The sequence below is a fragment of the Sphingobacterium sp. GVS05A genome, from assembly GCF_019969845.1.
Classification (GTDB): domain Bacteria; phylum Bacteroidota; class Bacteroidia; order Sphingobacteriales; family Sphingobacteriaceae; genus Sphingobacterium.
Genome location: NZ_JAHXYR010000003.1, coordinates 228,355 through 253,741, shown reverse-complemented (window position 1 = coordinate 253,741; position 25,387 = coordinate 228,355). Strand labels below are relative to the sequence as shown.

Genomic DNA, 25,387 nt, shown 5'->3' with positions numbered 1-25,387 from the left:
TCAAATTTAAACTATTCTTTAGTATCCCACCAAACCGGAAATGACCATATATCGTCATTCAACGCATTTGGATGAGATGCTTTTAAATTATCGGAATTATAGTTGATCTCATGCGAAACTTGACGAACTCTTCTGAACTGTTTTCCCTGCGGTATTTTTAGCTGCGCGGCAGCAGTCACTGTATACTCATAAGGAACAGCCCAGCCCGGATATACCGAATTACTGAAATCGTAGCGACGCATATCATTCCAGTTTTGCTGCGAAAACGAAAGTGCGATAAATTTTTGCGTCATAATTTTAGCCAGTGTGATATTTCCAGCCGTACCAATGCCATTGTTTAGGAAATTATCAATCTTGGCCTGCGCCATTGGCGATTTACTCACGTTAATATTTCCATAAGAATTAAGCTTCATATTCATCAAATCTATATGTGCTTTAATCCCCTCTTTATATGCATTAAAAGCTCCTGCTCTGTCACCTTTGTTAAATAGGACTTCTGCCTTTATAAAGCACATTTCAGGATAGGCAACCAGATGGGTAGGCGCATCCGGACGTGAATAAAAGGTACCTGAAGCAGCTATCGTTCCACTATTTTCATCTGGAGAATCCTTCCATCTATAAATATCAGACTTATCTTTATCGTACCCCTTAGAACTACTTTTAATTGAAACATAAACTGTATCACCCCATCTTGCTGTATTTGCTGAATTTATATACCAAGAATGCGGCGCCACTTTACGCCCGTTACTTTCTATTTCGACATCTTTTACGTTAAAAGATGATGCTATAGGGCCTGATTCCATTCGGATTTTCGATTGCACATCAACACCCTTAGACCGGATAAGTGTTTTAGGGTAACCGAACTCTGCCCAAGGCAATAATTTGTCCGCCCGCGGATCCTCTACACCTTTATTGTCAAAATTGGTCAATAAATTTTCATACCACTTAGTAACCAAGATATTGGTATTCATACCCGCATTATTAAAAACGATAGATGTTTTTACAGGATCTGCAAATAGGATATCCCCGATATTATCAGTCGCATCATCCATATGGGCAATTACTGTACTTTCTCCAACCGAAGTAGCAGCCTTACTTAACGCTGCCAATACATCATCTGGCTTGTATAAAGCGCTCTTTTTCGACAAGTTATTTAACCACCTTGCTTTTAGCCCATAACACATTTTCAACCATTTACCGACATCACCACCATTCCAGCTATCACCAGCTGACAAAGGTGCCGCAGTACCCGGCTGAGCCATATTAAAAAATTCAATGGCTTTATCAATGTCAGCAAGGCAACCTTCGAAGATTACTTTTCCACCATCAAACTTTGGTGTTATAATGGTACCCAAGGCCTCCGTATATGGCATTTCACCATACCAATCCGTCATCAGCATAAAACCCATTGCGCGGATAGCGTGCAATGCGCCAAGATAATGATAAGCCTTATCTGCCGTAGCCTTATCTTCCATATCTTTAAAGTTGGCCCCTGCTCCGACAAAGAAAAACTGATAGGGCGTGGTCGACATACCTGCTGCAGGATTCCAGCCAGCAATCATACTGTTTGATGCAGTACCGTTGACAAATGTAAGTTGCTGTGTCACAAAACCCGCTCGCGTTCCCGCTGTCCCTTGCGCATACATATAATAATGCTGTATCCAAGCCAAACGACTTTGAACCGAAGCAACGGTACTTGAAGGCGTATTGGGATCTATATTGATATCCAACCAATTTTTACTACAGGACGAAAATAAAGTTAGAACCAACAGAAATGAGACTATTTTCTTATATTTATTCATGACTTTTCTATCTTAAAATCTAAAATTTAAACCAAACATAACACCAGCAGTACTCGGCACGCCGTTGTAATCAATACCGACCGAACTGGATCCTGTTACGCCAGACCCCGCAGCAGAAGCTTCCGGGTCGAGACCTTTATAATTAGTCAGCAACCAGAGGTTAGTGCCAGTCAAGGTCGCTGTAAGACCTTTAACCACTTTGGAAACACCGGCATTCTTCAGGACACCATCCGAAAAGTTATAGGACATCGAGATATTCCGCAAGCGCAACCAGTTAGTCTTCACCATAAAGTTCGCACTTTCACGGGCATAAAAATCACTCCAATAATCTTGAATAATCTTCCGTCCACTTGTTGACACACCTTTAATATCATACATTTGATCTGCTAAAAATGTAAATGTTTTATCTTCGTACACCGGCGCATCATTTGTTCCACCGCTACGGATCGCACCGTTTAACACCAACTGATCACGATCCTCAGTTCGTTTACTCATCCCGCCGACCGTCATCGCATAATCTGTACCATTGTAGATATCGCCACCTATACGAAAATCAAACAGAAAGGACAGATTAAAATTCTTATAAGTCAAGCTGTTATTGAATCCACCGGTCAATTTAGGCTCACGATTTCCAATATTATAGGTCACCTGGTTATCACTGGTCGGCATGCCGGTATTGGCATCCAGAACAACTTTTCCATCCGCTGTGCGCGTCCATTGCGAACCTGAAATCCCCATAAAATTCCCTCCGTTAAAGGATGCAGCTTTTGCATTTCCGACCTGCACATCGGTGACATACAGAATATTGACACCCGCAAGTAAATTATCTACTGTCCCTTTATTTTTGGACATATTCAAAGTCGACTCCCAAACAAAATCGTTCTTCACAATCGGTTTACCAGTCAGGGACAATTCCATTCCTTTATTGTAGATATCCCCCCCGTTGACCGAGATGAAAATATAACCTGTCGACTGTCCCAAACGTGGAGACAGAATCTGGTTATAGGAATTATTGGTATAGTAGGCATAATCCACACCCAATCGCCCTTTAAAGAAACGCAATTCAGCACCGACTTCAAACGAACCTGTTGTCTCAGGCTTTAAAAACGGATTACCTTTCTGCCAGTTATTTCCCGCACCGACAATTCCGCCTAAATATTCAACAGGCTTCCATAGATAGGTATTGGTCACATACGGATTTGCATCTTTACCCACGCGAGCCCAGGAAGCTCTCAACTTCCCAAAATCCAACCAATCTGGACGACTGTCTTTCATGAGTTCGGTAAACACGAAGCTACCCCCGATAGATGGATAAAAATAAGATCTATTATCCACTGGCAGTGTTGATGTCCAGTCATTTCTTCCAGTGACATTCAAAAACAACATATTTTTATAGGAAGCCCTTAACTCACCATACAGACCAAACAGGCGTTTTTTTGTATTGTTCACCGCAAACTGTTTATTCGCCGCAGCAATATTTTCGAAACTATAAAAATTGTCTACCTCAAAATGATAGCCCATCCGGCGGTTTGTCGTGGTCTTGGTTTGCTCTGAGAAAAATCCCACTAAAGCCCCCAGATCAAAATCACCCACCTTTTTATTGAAATTGGACATGATATTGGAAGACCAATAGTTATATTTGAAATCACTTTCTGACATCATGCCCTTTTGCCATGGTTTTTTGATAGCGCCATTTTCGCCAATAATAGTTGAGTTCTTTGTAAGATAACTGTCCATACCTACACGATAGGTAAGACTCCACCAATCGAAAATAGGCATCATTGCATTGATACTACCTGTAATGCGCTCCGTATTATCCCCTAAAATATTTCGGTTAATTGTCCAATACGGATTTTCTATGTCGTCTTCTAGCTGTTGACGTCCTTCGAACATACGATATTTTGTACCATCATCATTGAGGTATTTCTTCATATTATCACTACGGGACCAGCTGTATAGCGATTCCATTGCACCGGTTCCACCAGAGCCCCATAGACCCGCAGAGGTTAACGTCTTGTCTGTATTCGCAAGCGAATACCCGACATTAGCGCCCACAGTCAACTTACCAAATTTTTGATCACCATTAAAGCGGAATGTGGTTTTATCAAAGCTCGTATTTGGAACGATCCCTTTTTGGTCAAAGCGAGAACCAGACAAATAGAAGGATCCATTTTTACTTCCCCCCGATAAATTCACCGTATTATCAAATACCGTCGAATGCTGGAAAAAATCTTTCACGTTGTTATACACGACATCATTATTTCCAAATTTTTCACCCCAAGATTGAGTTGTATAATCATCCAATACGCCTGCACTATTATAATAGCCACGTTTATATTTCCCTTGTTGCTCCGGCAACCGATTAACCCAATTATTTGAAAATCTACTTGAAAAACCGATTTCAGTTCGACCTTCTTGTCCTTTTTTTGTGGTAATGATAATAGCCCCCGCTGCTGCTCTCGATCCATATAGTGCCGCTGCAGCGGGCCCCTTTAATACAGACACATTATCGATATCTTCGGGATTAATATCCATAACACGATTACTATTAGAAGTAGATGTAGCCTGAGCTCCATCGAAAGCACTATTCCCACCAATTACTGTAGAGTTATCATAAATTACGCCATCTACAACAAATAAAGGTTGATTATCTCGCTCCAATGAAGTACCACCCCTTAAAATAATTTGTGCACCCGCACCCGCCGAACCAGAAGCTTGTGTGACATTAACCCCAGCAATCTTTCCTGCTAAAGAATTCACAACGTTAGCCGTCTTATTCTTCATCAATTCATCCGACTTGATATCCTGAACAGCATAGCCTAAGGCTCTCTTCTCCTTTTTTATCCCCATTGCCGTGACAACAACCTCTTCTAAGGCTTCTTCGCTCCCCGAAAGAGCGATGTTAATGGTAGCATCTGACCCCACAAGCTGCTGCCGTTCTTTCGAACCCACAGCCCTAAAAATCAAAATATCTCCGGGCTCGGCTTTAATTGTGAAACTTCCATCTGGATTGGTTTGCGTATTGATGGGTTTACCTTTGATGCTTACTGTAACATTTGCCATAGACCCACCATCTGAGGCATTTGTTACCTTACCTGTTACCGTTTTGGTTTGAGCCCATAAACTGGTAGATAGCATCACTCCTGAACAGAATAAGAGCAATTTTTTATTCATGGTATTTAGTTAGTTGTTAATAACTGATCATAACGGGAGGTTCCAGCCCGAGGTTTACACCAATTATAATACAATACTATAAAAAGCAGTTTAGTTATGCAAGTTTATGCATAAGTATTTGAAAAAGAAATAAAAATAAACGAACTATCGCACACATCGACACGCACAAAACCAATTAAGAGGCACCAAAAACACACAAAACCGCAAAATGTAGCAAAAAAAATACAAAACAACCCTAATAACCTATTTAAAACTCTATATTTATATGAAATAAAACCACAATAGATAAGCTATTGTATTTAAAATCTGACTTTATGATAAAACACTTACTAAACAGCAAAGTGCCTTATCGTTATTATGCGCTTTTAATGATGCTCGGAACAAGCTCCATGGCATTTGCGCAGCAAAAAAATTACACGATCAAAGGCAAAGTCACCGATTCTCGTACCGGGCAATCCGTTCCCGGAACAACCATCAAGCTCAAAGGGACTAACCAATCCGTCAGCACCAATGCCAATGGAGAGTTTACATTAACCACATCCATCAATCCCGGAAAGTATGACCTCGTGTTATCCAATGTAGGCTACACTCCGACCACCACAAGTATCGAACTGGGAAACCAGACAACCCTTACCCTTGCTCCGAGTCTTCAGGAAGATTTAGTACGGATGAATGAGGTAATTGTTATCGGTAACGCTGTTGGAACAAGCCGTAAAGTCCTAGGTAACGCGGTATCTACCGTCAATGCCAAAGATATCGCCAATAGCAATGCGACATCCATTGACCAGGCCTTAACCGGAAAAGTCGCCGGAGCGCAAATCTCTCAAAACTCCGGAAATCCAGCCGGCGGTATTAGTGTACAGTTACGCGGGCCAAGTTCCATCGTGGGCGGTGGCAGCCCACTCTACATCGTAGATGGAGTCATTGTCAATAATTCCTCTGCAGAATTACTGGATCTAGGTGGATATAGTCAAAACAGATTGGTCGATATCAATCCCGCCGACATTGAAAATATCGAGATTATCAAAGGTGCCGCAGCAGCTGCAATCTATGGATCACGGGCAAGCAATGGCGTGGTACAGATCACCACAAAAAAAGGAAAAGAAGGAAAACCTGCTTTCACCTTTAGCACAAGCCTGAAAACTTCTTCTCTACGAAAGAAACTTCCTTACAACACCTATAACAAAACATTCGTCAATACAACGGCTACCGATCTGACGCAAACCGATGTCACAAGATACGACTATCAGAACAAAATCTTCCAGACCGGCATTGGTACAGACAATAATATTTCTATGTCTGGAGGTACAGCAGGCACTAAATATTACATCAGCGGCAATTACCTAAACAACCAAGGTATTATCAAAAGTTCTGATTTCACTCGTGGCGGACTTCGCGCTCGTTTGGACCAAGATCTCAATTCTTGGCTAAAACTTGGTGCGGGGATGAATTATGTGTATAGTCATTCCAATGAAATGCCCAATGGCGGCATGACCGAGGCCTATGGTGCATTAACCGGATTTATTTTTAGCAATAATTTTATTAATCCCGAACGAGATCCAGCAACTGGTTATTATCCATCCACAACACCGGTCGCTGTTGTAAAACGCACCAACCCTTTAGAAGCGATTAACAACTTCAAGTTTGCACAACGCACAAGTCGCTTTATTGGAAATCTGTCCTTACAGGCGAAACCTACAGAAGGGTTAACATTAAATTATGTCCTTGGTTTTGACAATGCCAATTCCATCGGAACAGCTTATATTCCACCAAGAAATACCACCCCTTCCTACACAACAGGCTATGCGCAGCGCGCTGACTTAACCACATTCTTGCTGAACAATGATATTAACGCTTCCTATCAGACAAAAATTGGAGACTGGCTAGAATCAACTACCGGAGCTGGACTGACCTTTCAGACTGAAAAAAACATGTCCACCAACATAAAAGCCACGCAAATGGGATATGGAGGCGAAACTGTCAATAATGGCGTCATGGTTCCTTCTGAATCCCGTTCAGACATGAATATCTTTGGAGCCTTTGTACAACAAACTTTTGGAATCAAAGAGAAGCTATACATTACAGGTGCCGCAAGATATGATATGTCCTCGGCCTTCGGCGCTGACAACCGGAGTCAATTCTACCCAAAATTAAGTGGAAGTTATGTCGTTTCAAACGAACCCTTCTGGCAGAATTCCAAAATCAACAACGTTGTCTCCAGCTTTAAAATCAGAGCTTCTTATGGCCAATCCGGAAATCTTACCGCTTTATCCCCTTTTGATAGATACACACTCTTCAATCCGGTAACGGTTAGTGGCTTAAACGGCATTATTGTCAGCAACAAACTTGGAAATGAGAATATCAAACCTGAACGACAAGAGGAATTCGAAATCGGAACCGACCTTAGTTTATTTAGAGACCGTTTAGGATTGGAGTTCTCCTACTACAAAAAGAATGTCAAAGACCTACTTTTGAACGTCAACCTCACTCCGTCCATGGGCTATAGCACGCAGTTTGTCAATGTAGGAACAATGACTAACAAAGGAATGGAGGTGATGCTGAGAGCTGTACCTGTATTGAAAGAAAATTTGAAATGGAATGTCACAGCCATTTATTCCCATAATAAAAACGTTGTAAACAATGTCCCAGGGGGAATATTAATGTACACTGCCGGATTTGGCCAGGTGGCGGCGGTAGACGGATATCCTTTAGGAGCCTTCTACGCAACCTATTTTGCCCGAAACGAAGACGGATCCATTTATCACAATGCTGCAGGGCTACCGACTACTGCCAAAGTCGGAAAAGACAATAATGGTACCCCTATCGGCGCCACTCTTAAAAAAGTCATTGGCGACCCCAATCCAGACTGGACTGGATCCTTGATCAATGAAATCAATGTCGGATCAAAATGGACTTTTAGAGCTCAATTGGATGCCGTCGTCGGACAGGATGTCTTTAATTTCACCAGACGTGTCGGCGATCGAGACCTATATGGTGGCCTTGCAGGCTATGAGCCGGAGCTGAGAGGCGAGGTACCCAAAGGTACTTCAGCAGCATTGTTCTCCATTATGGAAAACTGGATTGAAAAAGGATCCTTCGTCAAAGTAAGAGAAGTGTCAGCATCTTACAATTGGGCACGTCCAAACTCAAAGATTAAAAATATCCGTTTTTCTCTAGCTGGCCGTAATTTATTCTCTTTCGACGATTATAGCGGCTGGGATCCTGAAGTGAACGCTGCAGGCCAGAACAATGCCGTCCGTGGATTCGATTTTGTCGAAGTCCCCCTCCCTCGTCAAGTAATCTTAGGTGTAAATCTTTCATTTTAGACTATCATGAACAAAAAGATAACTATCATCACAATCCTTGCAGCCTGTCTCGGTATGACGCTCAATAGCTGTAAAATGGATCTACCAAATGTGAACCAACCTTATGGAGATGAAGTGCCAAAAACTAAAGATGGCATCTATGCGTTGAGTGTAGGTTTACGAACATTATATTCAACAGATGTCATTGCTGCTACTTACTTCTATCCAGCAGTTACATCCAGAGAATTAAAAGGTGTAGCTACCTTTACAAATACGCTTGAGCTAGAGGCAGGTGGCAAAGATTTGCCAACAGCCAACGGCAATATACTGGCCTATTGGACTGTAAACCAAAAATTGATGGGGATAAGCGAAACCATACTGGCCAACGCCTCCAATATACCTACAATAACTGGTGGCACGCTATCCGCAATCATCGCACATGCCAAATTATACAAAGCAATTGCATTGGGAAATCTTGCGGCTGCGTTTGAACAATCAAATATTCAAACCGACTTAGGCGGAAAAGCGGCTTTTGTCCCTCGTCAACAGGTATTGGAAACCGCTGTTAAATTACTCAATGAAGCAATCCAAGAAATCCAAACGACACCAATATCTTCCGAATTCAATTCAACAATTGCCGGCCCGAACTTTAACCTGACCAATGTGTTGTACGCATTTGCTGCACGATACAATCTCATGGCAGGAAAATATGCGGAAGCTTACAACTTGGCAAGCAAAGTCGATTTGACTTCAAAAAACCAGTTTCAATACACCGCACTGGCCCAAAATCCGCTTTGGCATACGACTATTAACCTAAAATATTATGTCGCCCGCGAAAATCTCGGTTTACCGACTGGACTTTTTGATGCAGGAGACAAACGTATAGGCTTTTATACCGGACTTATCGATAATATACTGAGTCTTAAAGGATTTGCGTTAACACAGAATGGAGAGGTTCCCGTTTACTTACCTGACGAAATGAAACTGATCAAAGCCGAAGCCTTATTACGCAACAACGGTCCATTGACCGAAGCACGCGATCTGATCAATGAAGTTCGTACCCAAACGGCTAGCGATCTATTCAATGTCAATGCTGGGCTGCCCGCATATGCTGGCGCCATCAACAAAAATGATCTACTGCTCGAAGTCTATAAACAACGTTGCGCAGAGTTATTTATGTCAGGATTACGATTGGAAGATAGTAGGCGATTTGGTCGTCCTGCCCCACCGCAAAATACAACGGAACGCAACCGGAATTTCTATCCTTACCCGGATCAGGAAAGAATCGGCAATCCGAATACACCTGCAGATCCAGAAATCTAAAAAAATAAGGGGTTATCACAACAAGATAGCCCCTTATTTTTTTAAGGCAATCTTGACATCATAATGCGCCCTGATATAAGCCTGCTGCTCTAGGGAGTCCCGCTCCAGATCATGAATCGCACGATCACGTTCTTTATCCACCTCCATCTTTACCACACAGCGATAAAACCGAAACACGTCCTTCTCCGTCTCCAAAATCAATCGAGGTACCCGTGCTGGTTTACCCCTTTCATCTTTAGCGACCATGGTAAAGTAAGAGGAGTTGCAATGTTTTGTTTCACCCGTTTGGATGTTCATTGCCTCCACCCGAATCCCTACCTCCATAGACGAATTGCCCACATAATTAACCGAAGCGATCAAAGTCACCAGTTCCCCTACCTCAATCGGCTTCAAAAAATCAACCTTACCAACAGAAGCCGTCACACAATAATGTGCCGAAAACTTAGAGGCCACCGCGAAGGCTATTTGATCCATCAAGGACAAAATATAGCCTCCATGGATCTTTCCGCCAAAATTAGCATTGGATGGTAACATCAACTGTGAAATTCGGATCACCGAATCACTAACGGTTTTATATATCTCTTCCATATCCCTAAATTTACCCCAGACAGATTGAAATTCAAAACAAAATCACTGTGTTCCAGAAAATCCCACTATTTCTGATCAAAAAAAGACAAATCATCCCGATCACTCAAAATACAACGGAATGATATCCGAATATGAAGTCTTCACCATGCGCGAAAAGAAAAGAGGGCTATCCGAACAGAGTCAGATAGCCCTCTTTGAAATCGTATAAAAATGTCTTTATTTTACCTTTTCTGCAATGTAAGGACTTTCATTGCTCAAACGGTCAATCGCCTTAACCGCAACATATTGCAATTTTTTATTATTCAATGTCGTCGGCACATCTTTCGTTGTTACGCCTGGATCCAAGATCTCATACGTCCATTGACCACCATAGTTTAGGTATAACACCCATTTTGCCACCTGGTCAACTTGTTGATGTTGCCATTTCAAGAAGATATTATTGCCTTGTGGTGTCAGCAATAAACTTGGTTTCAAGAGCGGGTTCGCATTGAGCCATGGTGTTGTTGGCACCAAAGCTTTAGTTTGATAAGGTCCATCCACAAGTGCCTGCGCCATTGCCGGATTTTTTGTTAATCCAGCCAAGCTCCAATGGATGACACCATCGCGATTATCTGGCAAAATATTCCGGGCCGCAGCAACCTGATTGACAATCTCCTGTACATATTCCGGCCCACGTCTCCCAACGGTATTGATACCCGGCCAAAGGTGACGTCCCATTGTATTTTCACTATCCCACCATTTCAACAAAGCCGTATAGCTTTGTTTTGCTGGTTGGATAGGCCAATAAAGCTGTGGTGCAAAATAATCGATCCAGCCTTTGTTCAACCACAGTTTAGCATCAGCATATAACATATCGTATTGACTTGACCCTTGTATTCCCGCGGGATAACCGGGCTTCCAGATCCCAAAAGGACTAATCCCAAATTTCACAAAGTTCTTTTCCTTTTTAATATCCTTGTAGATACGTTCAATAAAGGTATTCACGCTGTTTCTTCTGAAATCACCACGCGACAGGGTGCCACCATTACGTTTAAACTCATTATAGCTATCCGAATCCGGAAAATCCTGTCCACCATTGTATTCAGCATAAGGATAGAAATAGTCATCAAAATGAACCCCATCAATATCATAGCGCTTAACAATATCCATGACCACACGCGCAGCATGATCCTGTGTCGACTGTTTCGATGGGTCAAACCAGTAGTAGCCCTGTTTTAATTTCACAACAGATTCAGGCATCTTGCGTGCCATTGAAGCCGAAGTCACCGCACCGCCGGCGGTATGGTGCGCACGATAAGGATTTAACCAAACATGAAGTTCGATTCCCCGTTTGTGTGCCTGTTCAACCCAAAATTCAAGTGGATCATAATAGGGCGATGGCGCCTGACCTTCAGTTCCCGTCAAAAAATAAGACCAAGGTTCAAGATCACTTTTATAAAAAGCATCTGCCGAAGGGCGTACCTGAAAGACAACTGCATTAAAATTATTGTTCTTTAAAAAATCCAAAATCCCAATCGCTTCCTGCTGTTGCTCAGCAGTACTGAGGTAATTTTTGCTCGGCCAGTTGATATTCGCAACAGAAGCAACCCAGGCAGCACGAAACTCGCGTGGCACAGCTGGAAGTTCAACAACGATATCCTTCTTCTTTTCAACAGCAGGCTGTTCTTTAGTCTCTTTAGTCTCGATTGTATTTTTCATCCGCTCTCTTTTTGGAACCGAAGGCGGATCTTTTTTTACAATTTCAACATTGGTCTTCGTATTAACAGGTTCTTCCTTCTTATTTTTCTTGGATGAACAAGAAGACAAAAGAAAGGCTGCCGTAGCTAAAAATAATAAGGAACGTTTCATTAAGCGATAAAGTCTAGTGTTTTTTTTCAAAATAACCCCCAAAACTAAGCTAAATTTCAATAGAAAAGAAATTTAGCGTTCTTTCATCCTTCTTACAATATATTTCTATCAGATGAAAATACACATTATATAAGTCAATTTCAGATTACAAAATAACCTTCCCAAACAGGTTCATCAATAACGCAGTTCCCCTTTAAAGATAACATGCTCCAACTTGAAATCATCCGTAAACACGATGACATTGGCCGTACTTCCTGCATTCAGGTTTCCGATATCGCTTCGTCCTAGCAGATTCGCCGGATAGGTTGTCGACATTCGGATCGCTTCGTCCAACGGAATCCCTACTTGCTGTACACAGTTTCTGATTCCTTCAAATAGGGAAATTGCTGCCCCTGAAATCGTGCCATCCGGCAAGGCGTAATAACCGTCATTCAACACATGCTGATAGATCCCCTTATTGCATGCCGCGACAGCGTCAGTAATCATAAATAGACGGTCGCCCATTTGCTTTTTAGCAATTTTCACAGCTTCGAAGCTGACGTGGTGTCCATCGACAATAATACTCGCACAGGCTTTGTGATGGTTAAAAATAGCTCCGACCAAACCCACCTCGCGATGATGCAATGGTGACATGGCGTTGAACAGATGTGTGCTTGTCGGAATTCCCGCATCATAGCCATGGGTCCCTTCGGCAAAAGTAGCATTACTATGTCCTGCACTCAGCAACAACTGATACGTTTGTAAATACCTCAGCACCTCATCCGAAATACATTCAGGAGCAATCGTCATCATCTTGACAACTTGAGTTCCCTGAAGCAAATCTTCGATCCGTTCTCTTGTCGGTGTTATAATCAGTTCTTCAGGATGTGCACCACGTTTTTTTGCATTCAAAAATGGACCTTCCAGGTGCAGTCCCAAAAATGCATCATGATGATAGTCCTCAGCAACACGAATGGCTTCTTTAAATACCGGAATGGTATTCGTCGCCAAAGTCATCATATAAGAAGTCGTTCCCTTATCAATCAATCCATTGGTGATCCGTTCCAATGACGCCAGGCTAAGTTCAGCAGAATAAAGATCCGAACCATCGCCATATAGCTGCAGATCGACCAATCCAGCACAGATATTGGCACCGTTGACGTCAAGAGACTGATATCCCGCTGGGATATCCTTATCATCGACCGTCCCGACTATTACACCACCATCCAAAAGCAATGCCTTCTTCTCTAAAATTTCATTGCCGGTATAGATCCTACCGCCTACTAATGCTGTTTTCTTCATCAAAATAATTTTTACATTTTTCCTTTCCGATACTTCAAATGGGATACATTTCACGATGAATATATTGACTTACAATCCTCTCGAAAAGCTTCCGATATGAAACTCGCTGTAACAATCCGCATTGTAACATCTATATATCCCTTTCGGTCTTTCCTTTCCACTTATACACAACAGCAAATTTTGCACAGCACACTTCATATTACTAAAGTTAGGATTTGTCTTCACGCTATCCCAAAGTTTTTACTTTTTAATTTTAACTTTTTAATTTACTGTCGTAACTTAGTTCCATGTACTTTTTCAGAAAGCGCAACGCTGACCAACCCACCAATGGCAGTATCAAAGCCATGCATATCATTAATGCAACGGCTATTATTGTCTTTTTATTGGGGTTGATCTATAAAATATTTTTTTCATCCTAAACAAGCAACCATGTCAAAAAAAGAGATCTTAAATACAGACAAAGCTCCAGCAGCGATCGGCCCCTATAACCAAGCAATCAAAGCGGGAGATACCCTCTATGTATCCGGACAGATACCACTTGTTCCAGAGACCATGGAACTGATATCTTCGGGCGTAAAAGATGAAACACACCAGGTTTTGAAAAATGTGGAAGCCATCTTAACAAATGCAGGATATACATTTCAGGATGTTGTAAAGGCCTCAATTTTTCTAAGTGACATGGGCAACTTTGGCCTTGTAAACGATGTTTATGCCGAATATTTCAAGGACACACAACCGGCACGTGAGTGTGTAGCGGTAAAGACATTACCAAAGAATGTCAATGTCGAAATTTCGGTCATTGCCTGGAAAGATTAGTCCGTGGAAAATAATAACGAAACTGTAAGCCGCGGAAAATATCTTTTCGCGGCTTTTTTAGCACCCTTTATTTGGGGCTTCATGTCCATTCCCGTTCGGTGGATACGGGAATATCCTGCAGAGGACATTCTATATTTTAGGATTGTAACAGCCTTAGCGGTGCTCTGGCTCTATCTCCTATTATTTCAAAGAAAGACACTGCGTGCAGATATTCAAAAATTCAAAGACCTCCCGCGAAACCGCAAGATTCAACAGACCGGTCTCACCATTCTTGCGTCCCTATTGATCTTCGGAAATTGGTTTACCTATATCTATGCCGTCAACCACATCAGCATCCAATCCGCGGCATTGGCCTATCTCACCTGCCCATTGATCACCGCAGCAGCAGCCTATTTTATCTTAAAAGAAGAACTGCGCTCCTTGCAAAAGCTAGCTTTGCTCATTGCCTTTGGTAGTGTTTGCCTACTGGCTAAGGGCTCGTTAAATGATGTTTTATGGGCCGCAACCATCGCGACCTGCTATGCCTTCTACCTTATCGTACAGCGTATATCGACAGGCTTCAACAAACTCAACCAATTGGTTTTCCAATTGAGTATATGTGCACTATTCGTTATCCCCAAGCTGATCTATAATCACCATGACATCCCTACCAAACCCATCTTTTGGGGCACCATAATACTGATTGCGGTTGTCTTCACCATTATCCCGCTTTTCTTGAGTATGTATGCCCTAATTGGCATTTCCTCAACAACGACAGGCGTATTATTATACATCAACCCAATCATAGCCTTCACGTTGGCAGCGACCTATTTTCAGGAACCTGTTCCCGTCATCAAGTATGTAGCTTATGGCATAATATTGGTTGCGATCGTTCTCTTCAATAGCAGCAATTTCCGTCAGATTAAGAAAAATTAGGTTAGGCTTCCTAGTACTATACTTCATCTAACACCGAAAGGCTTCAACTATAAAATTTGGGAGCCTTTCGTAATTTAACATGTCCCCACAAAGATACATTTTTGACAAAGCACAAAAAATTACAAAACAACACAAAACTAAAAATCAACTAGTTAACACCATTCACTCTACATTTGTATCAATTTTGTTTCTTAAAATTTTTGATTTTTAATCAACAGTAGTAAATTAGTATTAATTAAAGGAATCACACCCCTCTAATCCAATCAATTTAGGGTATTGAATACTATACTATAATTACTTGCTTCACTCTCCAGCAATATTCAATACTATTTCCCTAACCAACATGCTAAATGGAATTAGCCCATTACTGCGAAAAATAACTTCTGTTGTGAAAATATGTATATAAAAACTGAATATAACACATATTATACTACATGAATAACAAATTATACACTACACTAAGGATGTTAAGTATTGTTCCGACAATGCTTTTTTCAGCATCTTTACTTCACGCACAAAGCAACCAAGTGAAAGGGACGGTTGTCGATGCAAAAACAAAAGCTCCACTTGTAGGTGCCACTATTAAAGTGTTGGGCACTTCAACAGCTAGTTCTACAGACAGCAAAGGGGCTTTCCAGATCAATGTCGACGATAAAAATCGTGTCCTGAATATCAGCACGATTGGCTACGAAAATAAGACGGTTACACTTGGACCGGGCGAAACAACAGTTACAATAAGCCTAGATGAGCAGACGCAACAGCTTGAAAGTGTTGTCGTCACAGCGCTGGGTATCAGCCGCGCACAGAAATCATTGACCTACTCTACACAACAGGTCAGTGGAGATGAACTGAACAAGGTAAAAAGCACCAACTTGGCCAATAACCTGAATGGTAAAGTAGCAGGGGTTAATATCGCTTCCAGCTCCTCAGGACCAGGCGGATCAGCAAAAGTCGTTTTACGTGGTAACAAATCTGCCTCAGGCAATAACCAAGTACTTTATGTTGTCGATGGTGTACCGATCAATAACCAAACTCTAGCCGGCCAACCAGATAATGTTTTCGGTGGTCAGCGTGATGGTGGGGACCCAATAGCTATGATTAACCCTGAAGATGTGGAAAATATCTCCGTCTTAAAAGGTGCCTCGGCGGCAGCATTATATGGTAGTCAGGCCGCCAATGGTGTGATTTTGATTACAACCAAATCTGGAAAGCAAGGACGTACGACCATTAACTTTTCATCAAGTGCCCAAATCGAACAAGCTGTATCAACACCGAAGTTCCAGAGCCAATATGGCCAAGGTTCTAAAGGCAAAAACAGTGGTACGAGTGTATTTAGTTGGGGTGATAAAACGAATGGCGCTAAATATGATAATGTTGGCGAATTCTTCCGTACGGGGAGTAATTTCACAAATTCACTAACGCTATCTGGTGGTAATGAGAAAAATCAAACCTACTTTTCTTATGCCAATACCCTTGCAAAAGGAATACTACCGGAAAATGACCTAATGCGTCACAACTTCAATCTCAAAGAGAGTGCAACATTCTTTGATGACAAATTAACGGTAGAAGCAAGTGCAAATTACATTACACAAAAATTGGACAATGCTCCTACTTCAGGCTTCTACTACAGTCCTTTAGTCGGCCTTTATCTTTTACCTCGCAGTTTGAATATTGCAGATTATAAAAATTACGAAAAATTTAATCCAAGTCGTAGTCTCAATGAGCAGAATTGGTTTACACTTTCGGATGATGAAACTACACAACAAAATCCCTGGTGGATTGCAAACCGGAATTCGACAAGATCTACCAGAAATCGCTTATTGTTGAACGGAAGTGCAAAATACAAAATCGCACCATGGATCAGCGTGCAGGCACGTGGTAGTGTAGACCGGACGAGTGAAGTTTGGGATAGAAAAGCCTATGCAGGGACCCAGAAAATTCTTGCCCGCGAAAATGGTGCATATAGCTACACAAATACCACCATTACACAACAATATGGTGATGTCGTTGCTAATATGAACTTTAATGTTGGTGACAAATTGCAGATCACAGGATTGGTCGGCACAAGTATCACGGATTGGAAAACAGAAGGATCTGACTTCACGACAGGAAAAGACGGCTTGAAGGTTCCAAATCAATTCTTTATCCAAAATACCACCACACCTGTCACATCCACATTATCTGCCAACCGCAGACAATTACAATCGGTATTTGCCTCGGCAAATTTAGCCTATGATAATTGGATTTATTTGGATCTGACGGCTCGTAATGACTGGTCGAGTACACTTGCTTTTACTGGCACAAAATCCTTCTTCTATCCCTCAGCGGGTTTGGGGATTGTCCTGAATGACAAGCTGAACCTACCTGAATTTGTCAATATGGCCAAGATTCGCGGTTCTTATGCTGTAGTGGGTAATGACCTTCCGCCTTATACAAGTTTATTAACAAATACAGTGAATCCTTATGCGGTATTAACCGTTAATGATATCGCCTTTTTGAAAACTTTAAAACCGGAAAAGACGAAGTCATTGGAAATCGGTACAGAATGGCGTATGTGGAATAATCGTCTGAATGTTGACGTGACCTACTACAAAACCAACACAACAAATCAATTCTTTAAGGTCGCAGCAAGTCACGCTTCACTGAACAAACAATATGCGATCAATGCGGGAAATATCCAAAACCAGGGTGTCGAAGCATTGGTTTCATTGGATGCCATCAAGAATGATAATTTTACTTGGACCACAAGTGTAAACTTCACCTACAACAAAAACAAGATTATCGAACTTGCAGAAGCTGTACCTGAATTTAATCTGACCGGAGAAGGTAGAAATAACTTTGCTTCCAAATTGGAAGTTGGAGGATCTTTTGGTGATATCTACGGACAGGATTTTGTCCGCGATAACCAAGGCCGTATCATTATTTCCGCGGACGGAATTCCACAAAAAAACAACGTCTATACCAAACTTGGAAATTCCAATCCGATTTGGCAAATGGGCTGGAACAACAGCTTTAACTACAAGAACTTTAACTTAAGCTTCCTCATCGATGGCAAGTTCAACTATGACGTCATGTCGGTGACACAATCTTTACTTGACGGTTATGGTGTATCGAAAGTAACTGGCGATGCGCGTGCGAATGGTGGTGTGATCGTCAATGGCGTAACACCAGATGGTAAAGCAGTCACAAAAGTGGATGCAGAACAATGGTACACATCAACTGCTGGTATGGGGCCTGTGAGTAGTCAATATATCTATGACGGAACTGTAGTGAGATTGCGCGAGCTAACCTTTGGCTATGATTTTAACATTAAAGATAGCTTCTTCAAAAAACTTCGTGTTAATGCTGTCGGAAGAAACCTATTCTATATCTCGAAAAAGGCACCTTTCGATCCTGAAGTGACCATGTCTACGGGCAACGCACTAAGTGGTGTTGATATCTTTATGATGCCAGCAACACGTAACTATGGTCTAACATTAAACGCAACGTTCTAACAGAAATACAATGAAATTTACAATAAAAAATATATCCAAGTTCTCTCTCGCTCTTTTAATTTTAGGAGGCTCTATGACTAGCTGCACCAAAAATTTTGAAGACTACAACAAAAACAATATTGGCGTTACAGATGAGGACTTAAAAGGAGACGGACAAGATCTTGTCATTTTTCTTCGGAACGCTCAAATGTCCATTTATAATTTTTCAGGTGCCGGCGATCCAAACTCATACCAGGTACAACAGAATCTGAATGCGGACGTTTATTCAGGCTTCTTTATGTCACCAACACCGTTCAATAGTGGACAGAATAATCTCAATTATGCTATGGTAAATGGCTGGAATGGCGAACCCTTTCAAGTATTATACCTCAATGTCATCAAGGCGATCGATAAATTAAAAAAGAATGGTCTTGCAGAAACATACCCAGCATTATGGGGGTCAGCGCTGGTCATCAAAGTGGAAGCGGCAAGCCGGGTTACGGATATCTATGGCCCCATCCCTTACAGTCAGGTAGGTACATCCAATACAATTCCTTACGACAAACAGTCGGACGTGTACAATAGCTTCTTTAAAGAACTTGATGAAGCGGTAACTGTATTGAAGGCCTATAAAGCAGATAGTCCAATGGCGGCAAAAATCGACCAGATTGATTTGGTTTTTCCAAATACAGATAATCAGGTAAGATTTAAAAATTGGTTGAAAATTGCCAACTCCCTGCGCTTACGCCTTGCGATGCGCTTGGTTAAAGTTGACCCACAGCTAGCAAAAACACAGGCAGAAAAAGCATTGGATCCAGCAAATGGTGGTGTTTTGGAAAGCAATTCCGATAATTTCAAGGTTACCGTACCTACTGATGGAACCTATAGCAATCCCCTTTGGTTTATTGCCAAAAACTGGGCCGATACGCGTATCAATGCAACACTTTCGTCTTACATGGTCGGACTAAAAGATCCCCGGATCTCAAAATACATGTCCCCCGTTTCAAACGATCCTACACTGACATCAGTGGCAGGCCAATACATTGGTATTCGTACGGGTGCAGAGGGTATTGAAAAAGACAAATACCAAAAACTTTCAGCACTGAATACAGAAGGTACCACACCAACCTTCACCGCCAGTACGGCACCTATTCTAATGACAGCTGCAGAAGTTTACTTTTTACGTGCTGAAGCAGCTTTAAGAGGATGGGGAAATACAGGCGGGACAGCACAGTCACTTTACGAAAAAGGAGTTGAAACTTCCTTCACACAATGGGGTGTCAGCTCCGGTTTGAGTGCATACTTAAATGACAATACAAGCAAAGCGGCGGCCTATAAGGACCCATTCAATGCGGAAAACAACGCAGTTTCACCTAGTGCACTAACCATAAAGTGGAACGATGGTGCCACGAATGAGGAAAAGTTAGAACGTATCATTACCCAAAAATGGTTGGCAATCTTCCCGGAAGGACAAGAGGCATGGAGCGAATTCCGTCGTACCGGATATCCACGTTTATTTCCAGTAGTTGTCAATAACAGCGGTGGACTGATCGACACCAAAATACAGATACGTCGTTTGCCGTTCCCACAGAACGAATACAATACCAACAAAGCTGAAGTACAAAACGCAATATCACTTTTGGGTGGCCCCGACAATGGCGGCACTCGCCTTTGGTGGGATGTTGCGAAAGGTAATTTCTAAAAGAATTCCCTGCAATACCGAAGCGGCTTAACCATATGGTTAAGCCGCTTTTTTTATCGTTTGGCTCCTGTTTATCTCCAAATTCATCGCCCGCCCTACGTTCCGGCACAAGCTACAGTTTCGAAAAAAAATCACAGCTATGAGAAATTTTCGATCCTCACTGTAGCACCTATACAAAATTGCCCGTTCAGTCAAAAAACCAAATACGCTATTATGAAAAATCTGTCCGTCCTAGGCATTACCTCCCTGCTCGCATGTACTATGTTATTTGTTGTTTGTAAATCCGAATCCCATCTTGAAAACCCTTATAAAGAAAAAACCGAAAAGGAATTGGAAACACTTTCAAATGAAAAATACAGTAAAATTATAGCCCTGGCCCATCCAAAAGAATGTTCCAATGCCGATGACTGGAAAATAATAGACATCGAGACTGTATGTGGTACCAGTCATATCGCCTACCACCGTTCCGTTGATAATACCACCCTACAAAACATGATCAATGATTATAATAAGTTGATTGAAATATACCAGCCCATGATGGCACCAAAGATCAATTGTATGCCCTATCGAAAACCGCTAGATGTCATCTGTAAGGAAGGAAAGGCCACGATTAAATACGAATAAACCGATTCAAAATATAAACATTAAACAGATTAAAAACTTAAAAGTACCGAAAACCCAATTTAACCAAACATGAAAAAAATAATATTTATACTCCCGATTATTGGGCTTCTACTATTTATAGCCTGCTCGAAAGACAGTTCTAAATCATATGAATACTGGAATGAGCAAATCAATGAAAAAGCACAGGAGCTTACCAAAGTACTCCAGTCTGTTCCCTGTAAAAATATTGAGGAATTTGAAATTATACAACGCCCCTACTATACCTATTACCTGGTACATTCGTCACTGAAAAGCCAATTCGAAAAATTGCAGCAAGAACTGGATTATTTGCAAAATGAACGGAATAAAGCGGCCGAACGCGAAGGTAAAATTTTCTATGATACACATCTGATGTCGATGCCAGTCCCCGACCCGCCCCTGGGTAAAGTCTGCGACAATGGGAAAGCAATGCTCCGCTTTGCGCATAACCTTTCCCTCGAAGAAGTCAACCTGGAATTGCCCAAAAGATACAAAGAACTTCAAGAATTCTATAAAGACGTTGCTTGCAGCAACCCAAACGATTGGCAAAGTCATTTTTTACGAACAGGCTGTTGCATGGAGGGAATCGCCGTACACAAAACCATCCGGTCCAATGAGATGATAGAAAAAATTCAACTATACAATCGTCTCACCGAAAGAAAACTCAGTCTAGAAAAAACAAGCTGTCAGGGGGGGTGTCCAAATATGGCAAGGCCAGTTCAATGCAGGGATGGTAAGCCATTTGTAGAAGTATTTAAATCGTAAAAATTAAATTTTTCGTATTTTAGCCCGTCAAGAAGAATGGCTGAATTAAGTTTAATTACCCCAATAGAATACCTCAAAGGTGTAGGTCCCCAAAAGGCAGATGTACTCAAGAAAGAGTTACAGGTATTTACCATTGGGGACCTGTTGACCCAATACCCTTTCCGTTATATCGACCGTACAGAATTTCACAAAATACGGAAGCTACACCCCGATATGATGGCAGCACAGGTTTTGGGACGGCTGGTTTCACTACAGCTCGTGGGTGAGAAAAGGACCAAACGACTCGTCGGCTCATTCAAGGATGAAACTGGCTCCATGGAGCTCGTCTGGTTCCAGTCTATTCCCTGGCTCCAAAAGTCCCTAAAAGTAGGTTCGGCCTATATCATTTATGGCAAACCCAGTGAATTTAATGGGCAGCTATCCATCACCCATCCTGAAATGGACCTGTACAATCCGCAAGTCAAACAGGCCGGCAACATGAGCTTACAGCCAGTCTATTCTTCCACGGAGAAACTCAAAAAATTCAATTTGGATACCAAGGGCATCCAACGTTTGCAACAGACAGCATTGGAGACCGTATTTCGGAGTATCGGAGAGACGATCCCCCAGGAAATAATAGCAAAACATCAGCTGGTTTCCCACCAGCAGGCTTTAGCGTCCATTCATTTCCCGAGCAACCAAAAGGAATTGAACCAGGCGATCAAAAGGATCAAATTCGAAGAGCTGTTTTTCATACAGCTCAAACTGCTCAACAACAAACAACTGAACACCCAGAAATTCAGGGGGCAGCGTTTCAATAAAGTGGGGGAAAAGTTCAACACTTTTTTCAATGAGCGTCTTCCATTTCCGTTGACAGGCGCACAGAAACGCGTTGTTAAAGAAATCCGTATCGATACCAATACCGGCGCACAGATGAACCGCCTCGTGCAGGGCGATGTGGGCTCCGGTAAAACGGTGGTTGCCCTGATGAGTATGCTGCTTGCAGTTGACAACGGCTTCCAAGCCTGTATGATGGCTCCCACCGAGATCTTAGCCACACAGCATTACCATGGACTCAAACAGCTCGTCGGTGATGATCTCGTCAGCATCAAGCTACTCACGGGATCGACCGGCACCAAAGAACGTCGGCTGATCCATCAGGCCCTCGAAGAGGGCACGCTCGACATCCTGATCGGCACCCATGCACTGATTGAAGATAAGGTACAATTCAAGAATCTTGGCTTCGTCGTTATCGATGAACAACACCGTTTTGGTGTAGAGCAGCGCGCCAAGCTCTGGCGCAAGAATGTCATCCCACCGCATATGTTGGTCATGACAGCCACACCCATTCCACGGACGCTGGCGATGACCATGTATGGTGATCTCGATATTTCGGTGATCGACGAACTTCCTGCCGGACGTAAACCGATTAAGACTGTACACTTTTTTGAAAGCTCCCGTCTGCGGATGTTTGGCTTTATGCGTGAAGAAATCGCCAAAGGCAGGCAGGTCTATCTGGTCTATCCCCTGATCAAAGAAAGTGAAAAACTGGATTTGATCTATCTAGAAGCCGGACTGGAAAATTTGCAGCGCGAATTTCCCCTGCCGCAATACAAGATCAGTATTGTTCACGGCAAGATGCCCGTGAAAGATAAGGATTTTGAGATGCAGCGTTTTGTGAAACACGAAACACAGATCATGGTGGCAACAACCGTAATTGAAGTCGGTGTCAATGTGCCTAATGCCTCTGTCATGGTCATTGAGAACTCCGAGCGATTTGGTCTCTCCCAACTCCATCAATTGCGGGGTCGTGTGGGCCGTGGAGCTGAGCAGTCCTTTTGTATCCTGATGTCGGGCAATAAGCTCAGCAAAGAAGGACGTCTCCGGTTGGATACCATGGTACGCACCAATGATGGCTTTGAGATTGCCGAAGTTGACCTGGAATTACGCGGTCCCGGTGACATCTCCGGCACACAACAATCCGGTGTCCTCGACCTTAAGATGGCCAACCTGGCAACAGATCAGGCCTTATTGACCGAATGTAGAAACACTGTGATCGCCATATTCAAAGAAGACCCTACGCTTCAGAGCGAAAAAAATCAGTTACTTCGAAGCTTTTTGGCACGGAAATCAGATGGTATTGCCTGGGACAAAATATCCTGATCAACAGCCAATCAGCACTGCCGCGTTCAAATTCAAAACAAGAAGCACTAAATATTCGGCACAAACCAGATAAGAACACCTTCAGCGCTCAATTCATTTGTATATAAAATCAAAATTATTTATTTTTGCATCATTATGAACATGATATAGAAAAATATCCCTTCTTTTACTAGGCAAAAGATGGCGACTGACCGCTTACTTATTTTGAGTTGCCCCTGGTAAGCAAATCACAAAAAACTTATTGGTTTTTCTTAAATTCACCTTTTTCAAAACAAAAATTAAAAGTGGAAGTATGATAAGAGGTAGACGATCGCTATGAACTCGTAGCTGAACGCGCTCCATACGCTACAATATACTTAATAGTACAAAATGGCCAGAATTAAAATACACGATACAGCAATAAAACCCGAAACAGCCGTCTTGGTCAGTGTGATCACCCAAGGCGTGACTGAAACAAAAGCAAAGGAATATCTGGAAGAACTTGAATTTCTCGTACAGACAGCCGGTGGAGAGACCAAAGGCATGTTTACACAGAAATTAGCTTTTCCAGATAGAGCGACATTTGTCGGTAGCGGAAAACTTGAGGAGATCAAAGCCTATGTCGAAGCCGAAGAGATCGACATTGTTGTCTTTGACGATGAGTTATCCCCTTCCCAATTGCGTAACATCGAGAAAGAACTCCAACGCAAAGTCTTAGACCGTTCCAATCTGATCCTGGATATCTTTGCCCGACATGCGAAAACTGCACAGGCAAAAACCCAGGTGGAACTGGCCCAATTGCAATACCTATTACCACGATTGACCCGCCTGTGGACTCACTTGGAGCGTCAACGCGGGGGTATCGGTATGCGTGGTCCCGGTGAATCGCAGATCGAAACCGATAGACGGATTATCTTGGACAAAATTTCGTTGTTCAAGGAAAGACTGAGAACGATCGACAAGCAGAATGAAACCCAGCGCAAAAACCGTGGCGAGATGATCCGCGTAGCTCTGGTAGGTTATACAAACGTTGGTAAATCAACGATCATGAATATGATCTCCAAATCTGATGTATTGATCGAGAACAAACTTTTTGCAACGCTGGACACTACGGTACGTAAGGTCGTTATCGACAACCTTCCGTTCCTGCTGTCCGACACAGTAGGTTTTATCCGCAAACTACCGCATCACCTAGTGGAATGTTTCAAATCTACATTGGATGAAGTCAGAGAAGCAGATGTGCTGATCCACGTGGTGGATATCTCACACCCCAACTTTGAAGACCATATCCAGGCGGTAAATGAAACATTGGAAGATCTGAAAGCTTTAGATAAGCCCGTTATTACAGTGTTCAACAAAATCGACCTGTACAAACCGGCTGTTGAAGAGGGACACGATGGTGAAGAGGTAGAGATTACATTGGACGATTTCCGCAATTCATGGATGGCGAAAAACTCCGATCCGGCGATCTTCCTATCTGCGACAAACAAGACAAATATCGAAGAGTTCAAACAGAGACTTTACGATATCATCGTGAAGATGCACAATGAACGTTATCCATACAACAACCTGTTGTATTAATTTGACAAACATGACGGCGGATCGTTACTGACGATCCGTCTTCTTAAAAAA

16 protein-coding genes are annotated in these 25,387 nt (G+C 42.3%); 11 read left to right on the top strand and 5 right to left on the bottom strand.

The features are described 5' to 3' along the window. Positions 1–11: 11 nt before the first annotated feature. Both LC454_RS08780 and LC454_RS08775 read right to left on the bottom strand, forming a co-directional pair. Positions 12–1,802 carry a SusD/RagB family nutrient-binding outer membrane lipoprotein gene (locus LC454_RS08780; protein WP_223581570.1) on the bottom strand — a complete coding sequence of 597 codons (1,791 nt, stop codon included), beginning with the start codon at positions 1,800–1,802 and terminating at the stop codon, positions 12–14. A 12-nt stretch (positions 1,803–1,814) separates the two neighbouring features. Next, positions 1,815–4,976, bottom strand: a complete 3,162-nt coding sequence (locus LC454_RS08775) for a SusC/RagA family TonB-linked outer membrane protein (RefSeq protein ID WP_223581568.1) — start codon at positions 4,974–4,976, stop codon at positions 1,815–1,817. Between the two features lie 314 nt (positions 4,977–5,290). Here LC454_RS08775 and LC454_RS08770 point away from each other — a divergent pair, with 314 nt between their 5' ends. After that, on the top strand, positions 5,291–8,302 hold the full coding sequence (locus LC454_RS08770; protein WP_223581566.1) for a SusC/RagA family TonB-linked outer membrane protein: 3,012 nt from the start codon (positions 5,291–5,293) through the stop codon (positions 8,300–8,302). A gap of 6 nt (positions 8,303–8,308) precedes the next feature. After that, complete coding sequence (locus tag LC454_RS08765; RefSeq protein WP_223581564.1) at positions 8,309–9,604, top strand: RagB/SusD family nutrient uptake outer membrane protein; 1,296 nt, start codon at positions 8,309–8,311, stop codon at positions 9,602–9,604. 33 nt (positions 9,605–9,637) lie between these two features. Here the strand turns inward: LC454_RS08765 and LC454_RS08760 are convergent, their stop codons facing one another. From LC454_RS08760 to nagA, 3 genes are all read right to left on the bottom strand, one after another. Beyond that, positions 9,638–10,192: an acyl-CoA thioesterase gene (locus LC454_RS08760; protein ID WP_223581562.1), complete on the bottom strand. Its 555-nt coding sequence runs from the start codon at positions 10,190–10,192 to the stop codon at positions 9,638–9,640. A 216-nt stretch (positions 10,193–10,408) separates the two neighbouring features. Beyond that, the gene (locus LC454_RS08755) at positions 10,409–12,040 is read right to left on the bottom strand and encodes a glycoside hydrolase family 10 protein (protein ID WP_223581560.1); all 1,632 of its coding nucleotides are present in this window, start codon (positions 12,038–12,040) and stop codon (positions 10,409–10,411) included. Positions 12,041–12,214: 174 nt separating this feature from the next. After that, positions 12,215–13,321 carry an N-acetylglucosamine-6-phosphate deacetylase gene (gene nagA, locus LC454_RS08750; RefSeq protein WP_223581558.1) on the bottom strand — a complete coding sequence of 369 codons (1,107 nt, stop codon included), beginning with the start codon at positions 13,319–13,321 and terminating at the stop codon, positions 12,215–12,217. Positions 13,322–13,608: 287 nt separating this feature from the next. Between nagA and LC454_RS26525 the strand changes: the two genes are divergently transcribed. The 9 genes from LC454_RS26525 to hflX all read left to right on the top strand — a co-directional run bounded on the left by LC454_RS26525 (position 13,609) and on the right by hflX (position 25,336). Then, a complete protein-coding gene (locus LC454_RS26525) occupies positions 13,609–13,740 on the top strand; it encodes a DUF6728 family protein (protein ID WP_317196251.1) in 132 nt (43 codons plus the stop codon). Between the two features lie 10 nt (positions 13,741–13,750). Continuing rightward, positions 13,751–14,137 (top strand): RidA family protein, encoded by a 387-nt coding sequence (locus LC454_RS08745; RefSeq protein ID WP_223581556.1) that lies wholly within the window; start codon positions 13,751–13,753, stop codon positions 14,135–14,137. A gap of 3 nt (positions 14,138–14,140) precedes the next feature. Further along, positions 14,141–15,052: an EamA family transporter gene (locus tag LC454_RS26520; RefSeq protein WP_223581554.1), complete on the top strand. Its 912-nt coding sequence runs from the start codon at positions 14,141–14,143 to the stop codon at positions 15,050–15,052. 434 nt (positions 15,053–15,486) lie between these two features. Beyond that, on the top strand, positions 15,487–18,546 hold the full coding sequence (locus tag LC454_RS08735) for a SusC/RagA family TonB-linked outer membrane protein (RefSeq protein ID WP_223581552.1): 3,060 nt from the start codon (positions 15,487–15,489) through the stop codon (positions 18,544–18,546). A 73-nt stretch (positions 18,547–18,619) separates the two neighbouring features. Beyond that, the gene (locus LC454_RS08730; RefSeq protein WP_223581550.1) at positions 18,620–20,227 is read left to right on the top strand and encodes a RagB/SusD family nutrient uptake outer membrane protein; all 1,608 of its coding nucleotides are present in this window, start codon (positions 18,620–18,622) and stop codon (positions 20,225–20,227) included. A 213-nt stretch (positions 20,228–20,440) separates the two neighbouring features. Further along, the gene (locus LC454_RS08725) at positions 20,441–20,851 is read left to right on the top strand and encodes a hypothetical protein (RefSeq protein ID WP_223581548.1); all 411 of its coding nucleotides are present in this window, start codon (positions 20,441–20,443) and stop codon (positions 20,849–20,851) included. A 69-nt stretch (positions 20,852–20,920) separates the two neighbouring features. Continuing rightward, complete coding sequence (locus LC454_RS08720; RefSeq protein WP_223581546.1) at positions 20,921–21,634, top strand: hypothetical protein; 714 nt, start codon at positions 20,921–20,923, stop codon at positions 21,632–21,634. Between the two features lie 36 nt (positions 21,635–21,670). Then, positions 21,671–23,776: an ATP-dependent DNA helicase RecG gene (gene recG, locus LC454_RS08715; protein WP_223581544.1), complete on the top strand. Its 2,106-nt coding sequence runs from the start codon at positions 21,671–21,673 to the stop codon at positions 23,774–23,776. Between the two features lie 369 nt (positions 23,777–24,145). Further along, a complete protein-coding gene (gene hflX / locus LC454_RS08710; RefSeq protein ID WP_223581542.1) occupies positions 24,146–25,336 on the top strand; it encodes a GTPase HflX in 1,191 nt (396 codons plus the stop codon). Positions 25,337–25,387: the final 51 nt, after the last annotated feature.

Coding starts and splice junctions, on each gene's coding strand:
- LC454_RS08780 (WP_223581570.1), bottom strand. CDS start 1,802: ATGAATAAATATAAGAAAATAGTCTCATTTCTGTTGGTTCTAACTTTA.
- LC454_RS08775 (WP_223581568.1), bottom strand. CDS start 4,976: ATGAATAAAAAATTGCTCTTATTCTGTTCAGGAGTGATGCTATCTACC.
- LC454_RS08770 (WP_223581566.1), top strand. CDS start 5,291: ATGATAAAACACTTACTAAACAGCAAAGTGCCTTATCGTTATTATGCG.
- LC454_RS08765 (WP_223581564.1), top strand. CDS start 8,309: ATGAACAAAAAGATAACTATCATCACAATCCTTGCAGCCTGTCTCGGT.
- LC454_RS08760 (WP_223581562.1), bottom strand. CDS start 10,192: ATGGAAGAGATATATAAAACCGTTAGTGATTCGGTGATCCGAATTTCA.
- LC454_RS08755 (WP_223581560.1), bottom strand. CDS start 12,040: ATGAAACGTTCCTTATTATTTTTAGCTACGGCAGCCTTTCTTTTGTCT.
- nagA (WP_223581558.1), bottom strand. CDS start 13,321: ATGAAGAAAACAGCATTAGTAGGCGGTAGGATCTATACCGGCAATGAA.
- LC454_RS26525 (WP_317196251.1), top strand. CDS start 13,609: ATGTACTTTTTCAGAAAGCGCAACGCTGACCAACCCACCAATGGCAGT.
- LC454_RS08745 (WP_223581556.1), top strand. CDS start 13,751: ATGTCAAAAAAAGAGATCTTAAATACAGACAAAGCTCCAGCAGCGATC.
- LC454_RS08735 (WP_223581552.1), top strand. CDS start 15,487: ATGAATAACAAATTATACACTACACTAAGGATGTTAAGTATTGTTCCG.
- LC454_RS08730 (WP_223581550.1), top strand. CDS start 18,620: ATGACTAGCTGCACCAAAAATTTTGAAGACTACAACAAAAACAATATT.
- LC454_RS08725 (WP_223581548.1), top strand. CDS start 20,441: ATGAAAAATCTGTCCGTCCTAGGCATTACCTCCCTGCTCGCATGTACT.
- LC454_RS08720 (WP_223581546.1), top strand. CDS start 20,921: ATGAAAAAAATAATATTTATACTCCCGATTATTGGGCTTCTACTATTT.
- recG (WP_223581544.1), top strand. CDS start 21,671: ATGGCTGAATTAAGTTTAATTACCCCAATAGAATACCTCAAAGGTGTA.
- hflX (WP_223581542.1), top strand. CDS start 24,146: ATGGCCAGAATTAAAATACACGATACAGCAATAAAACCCGAAACAGCC.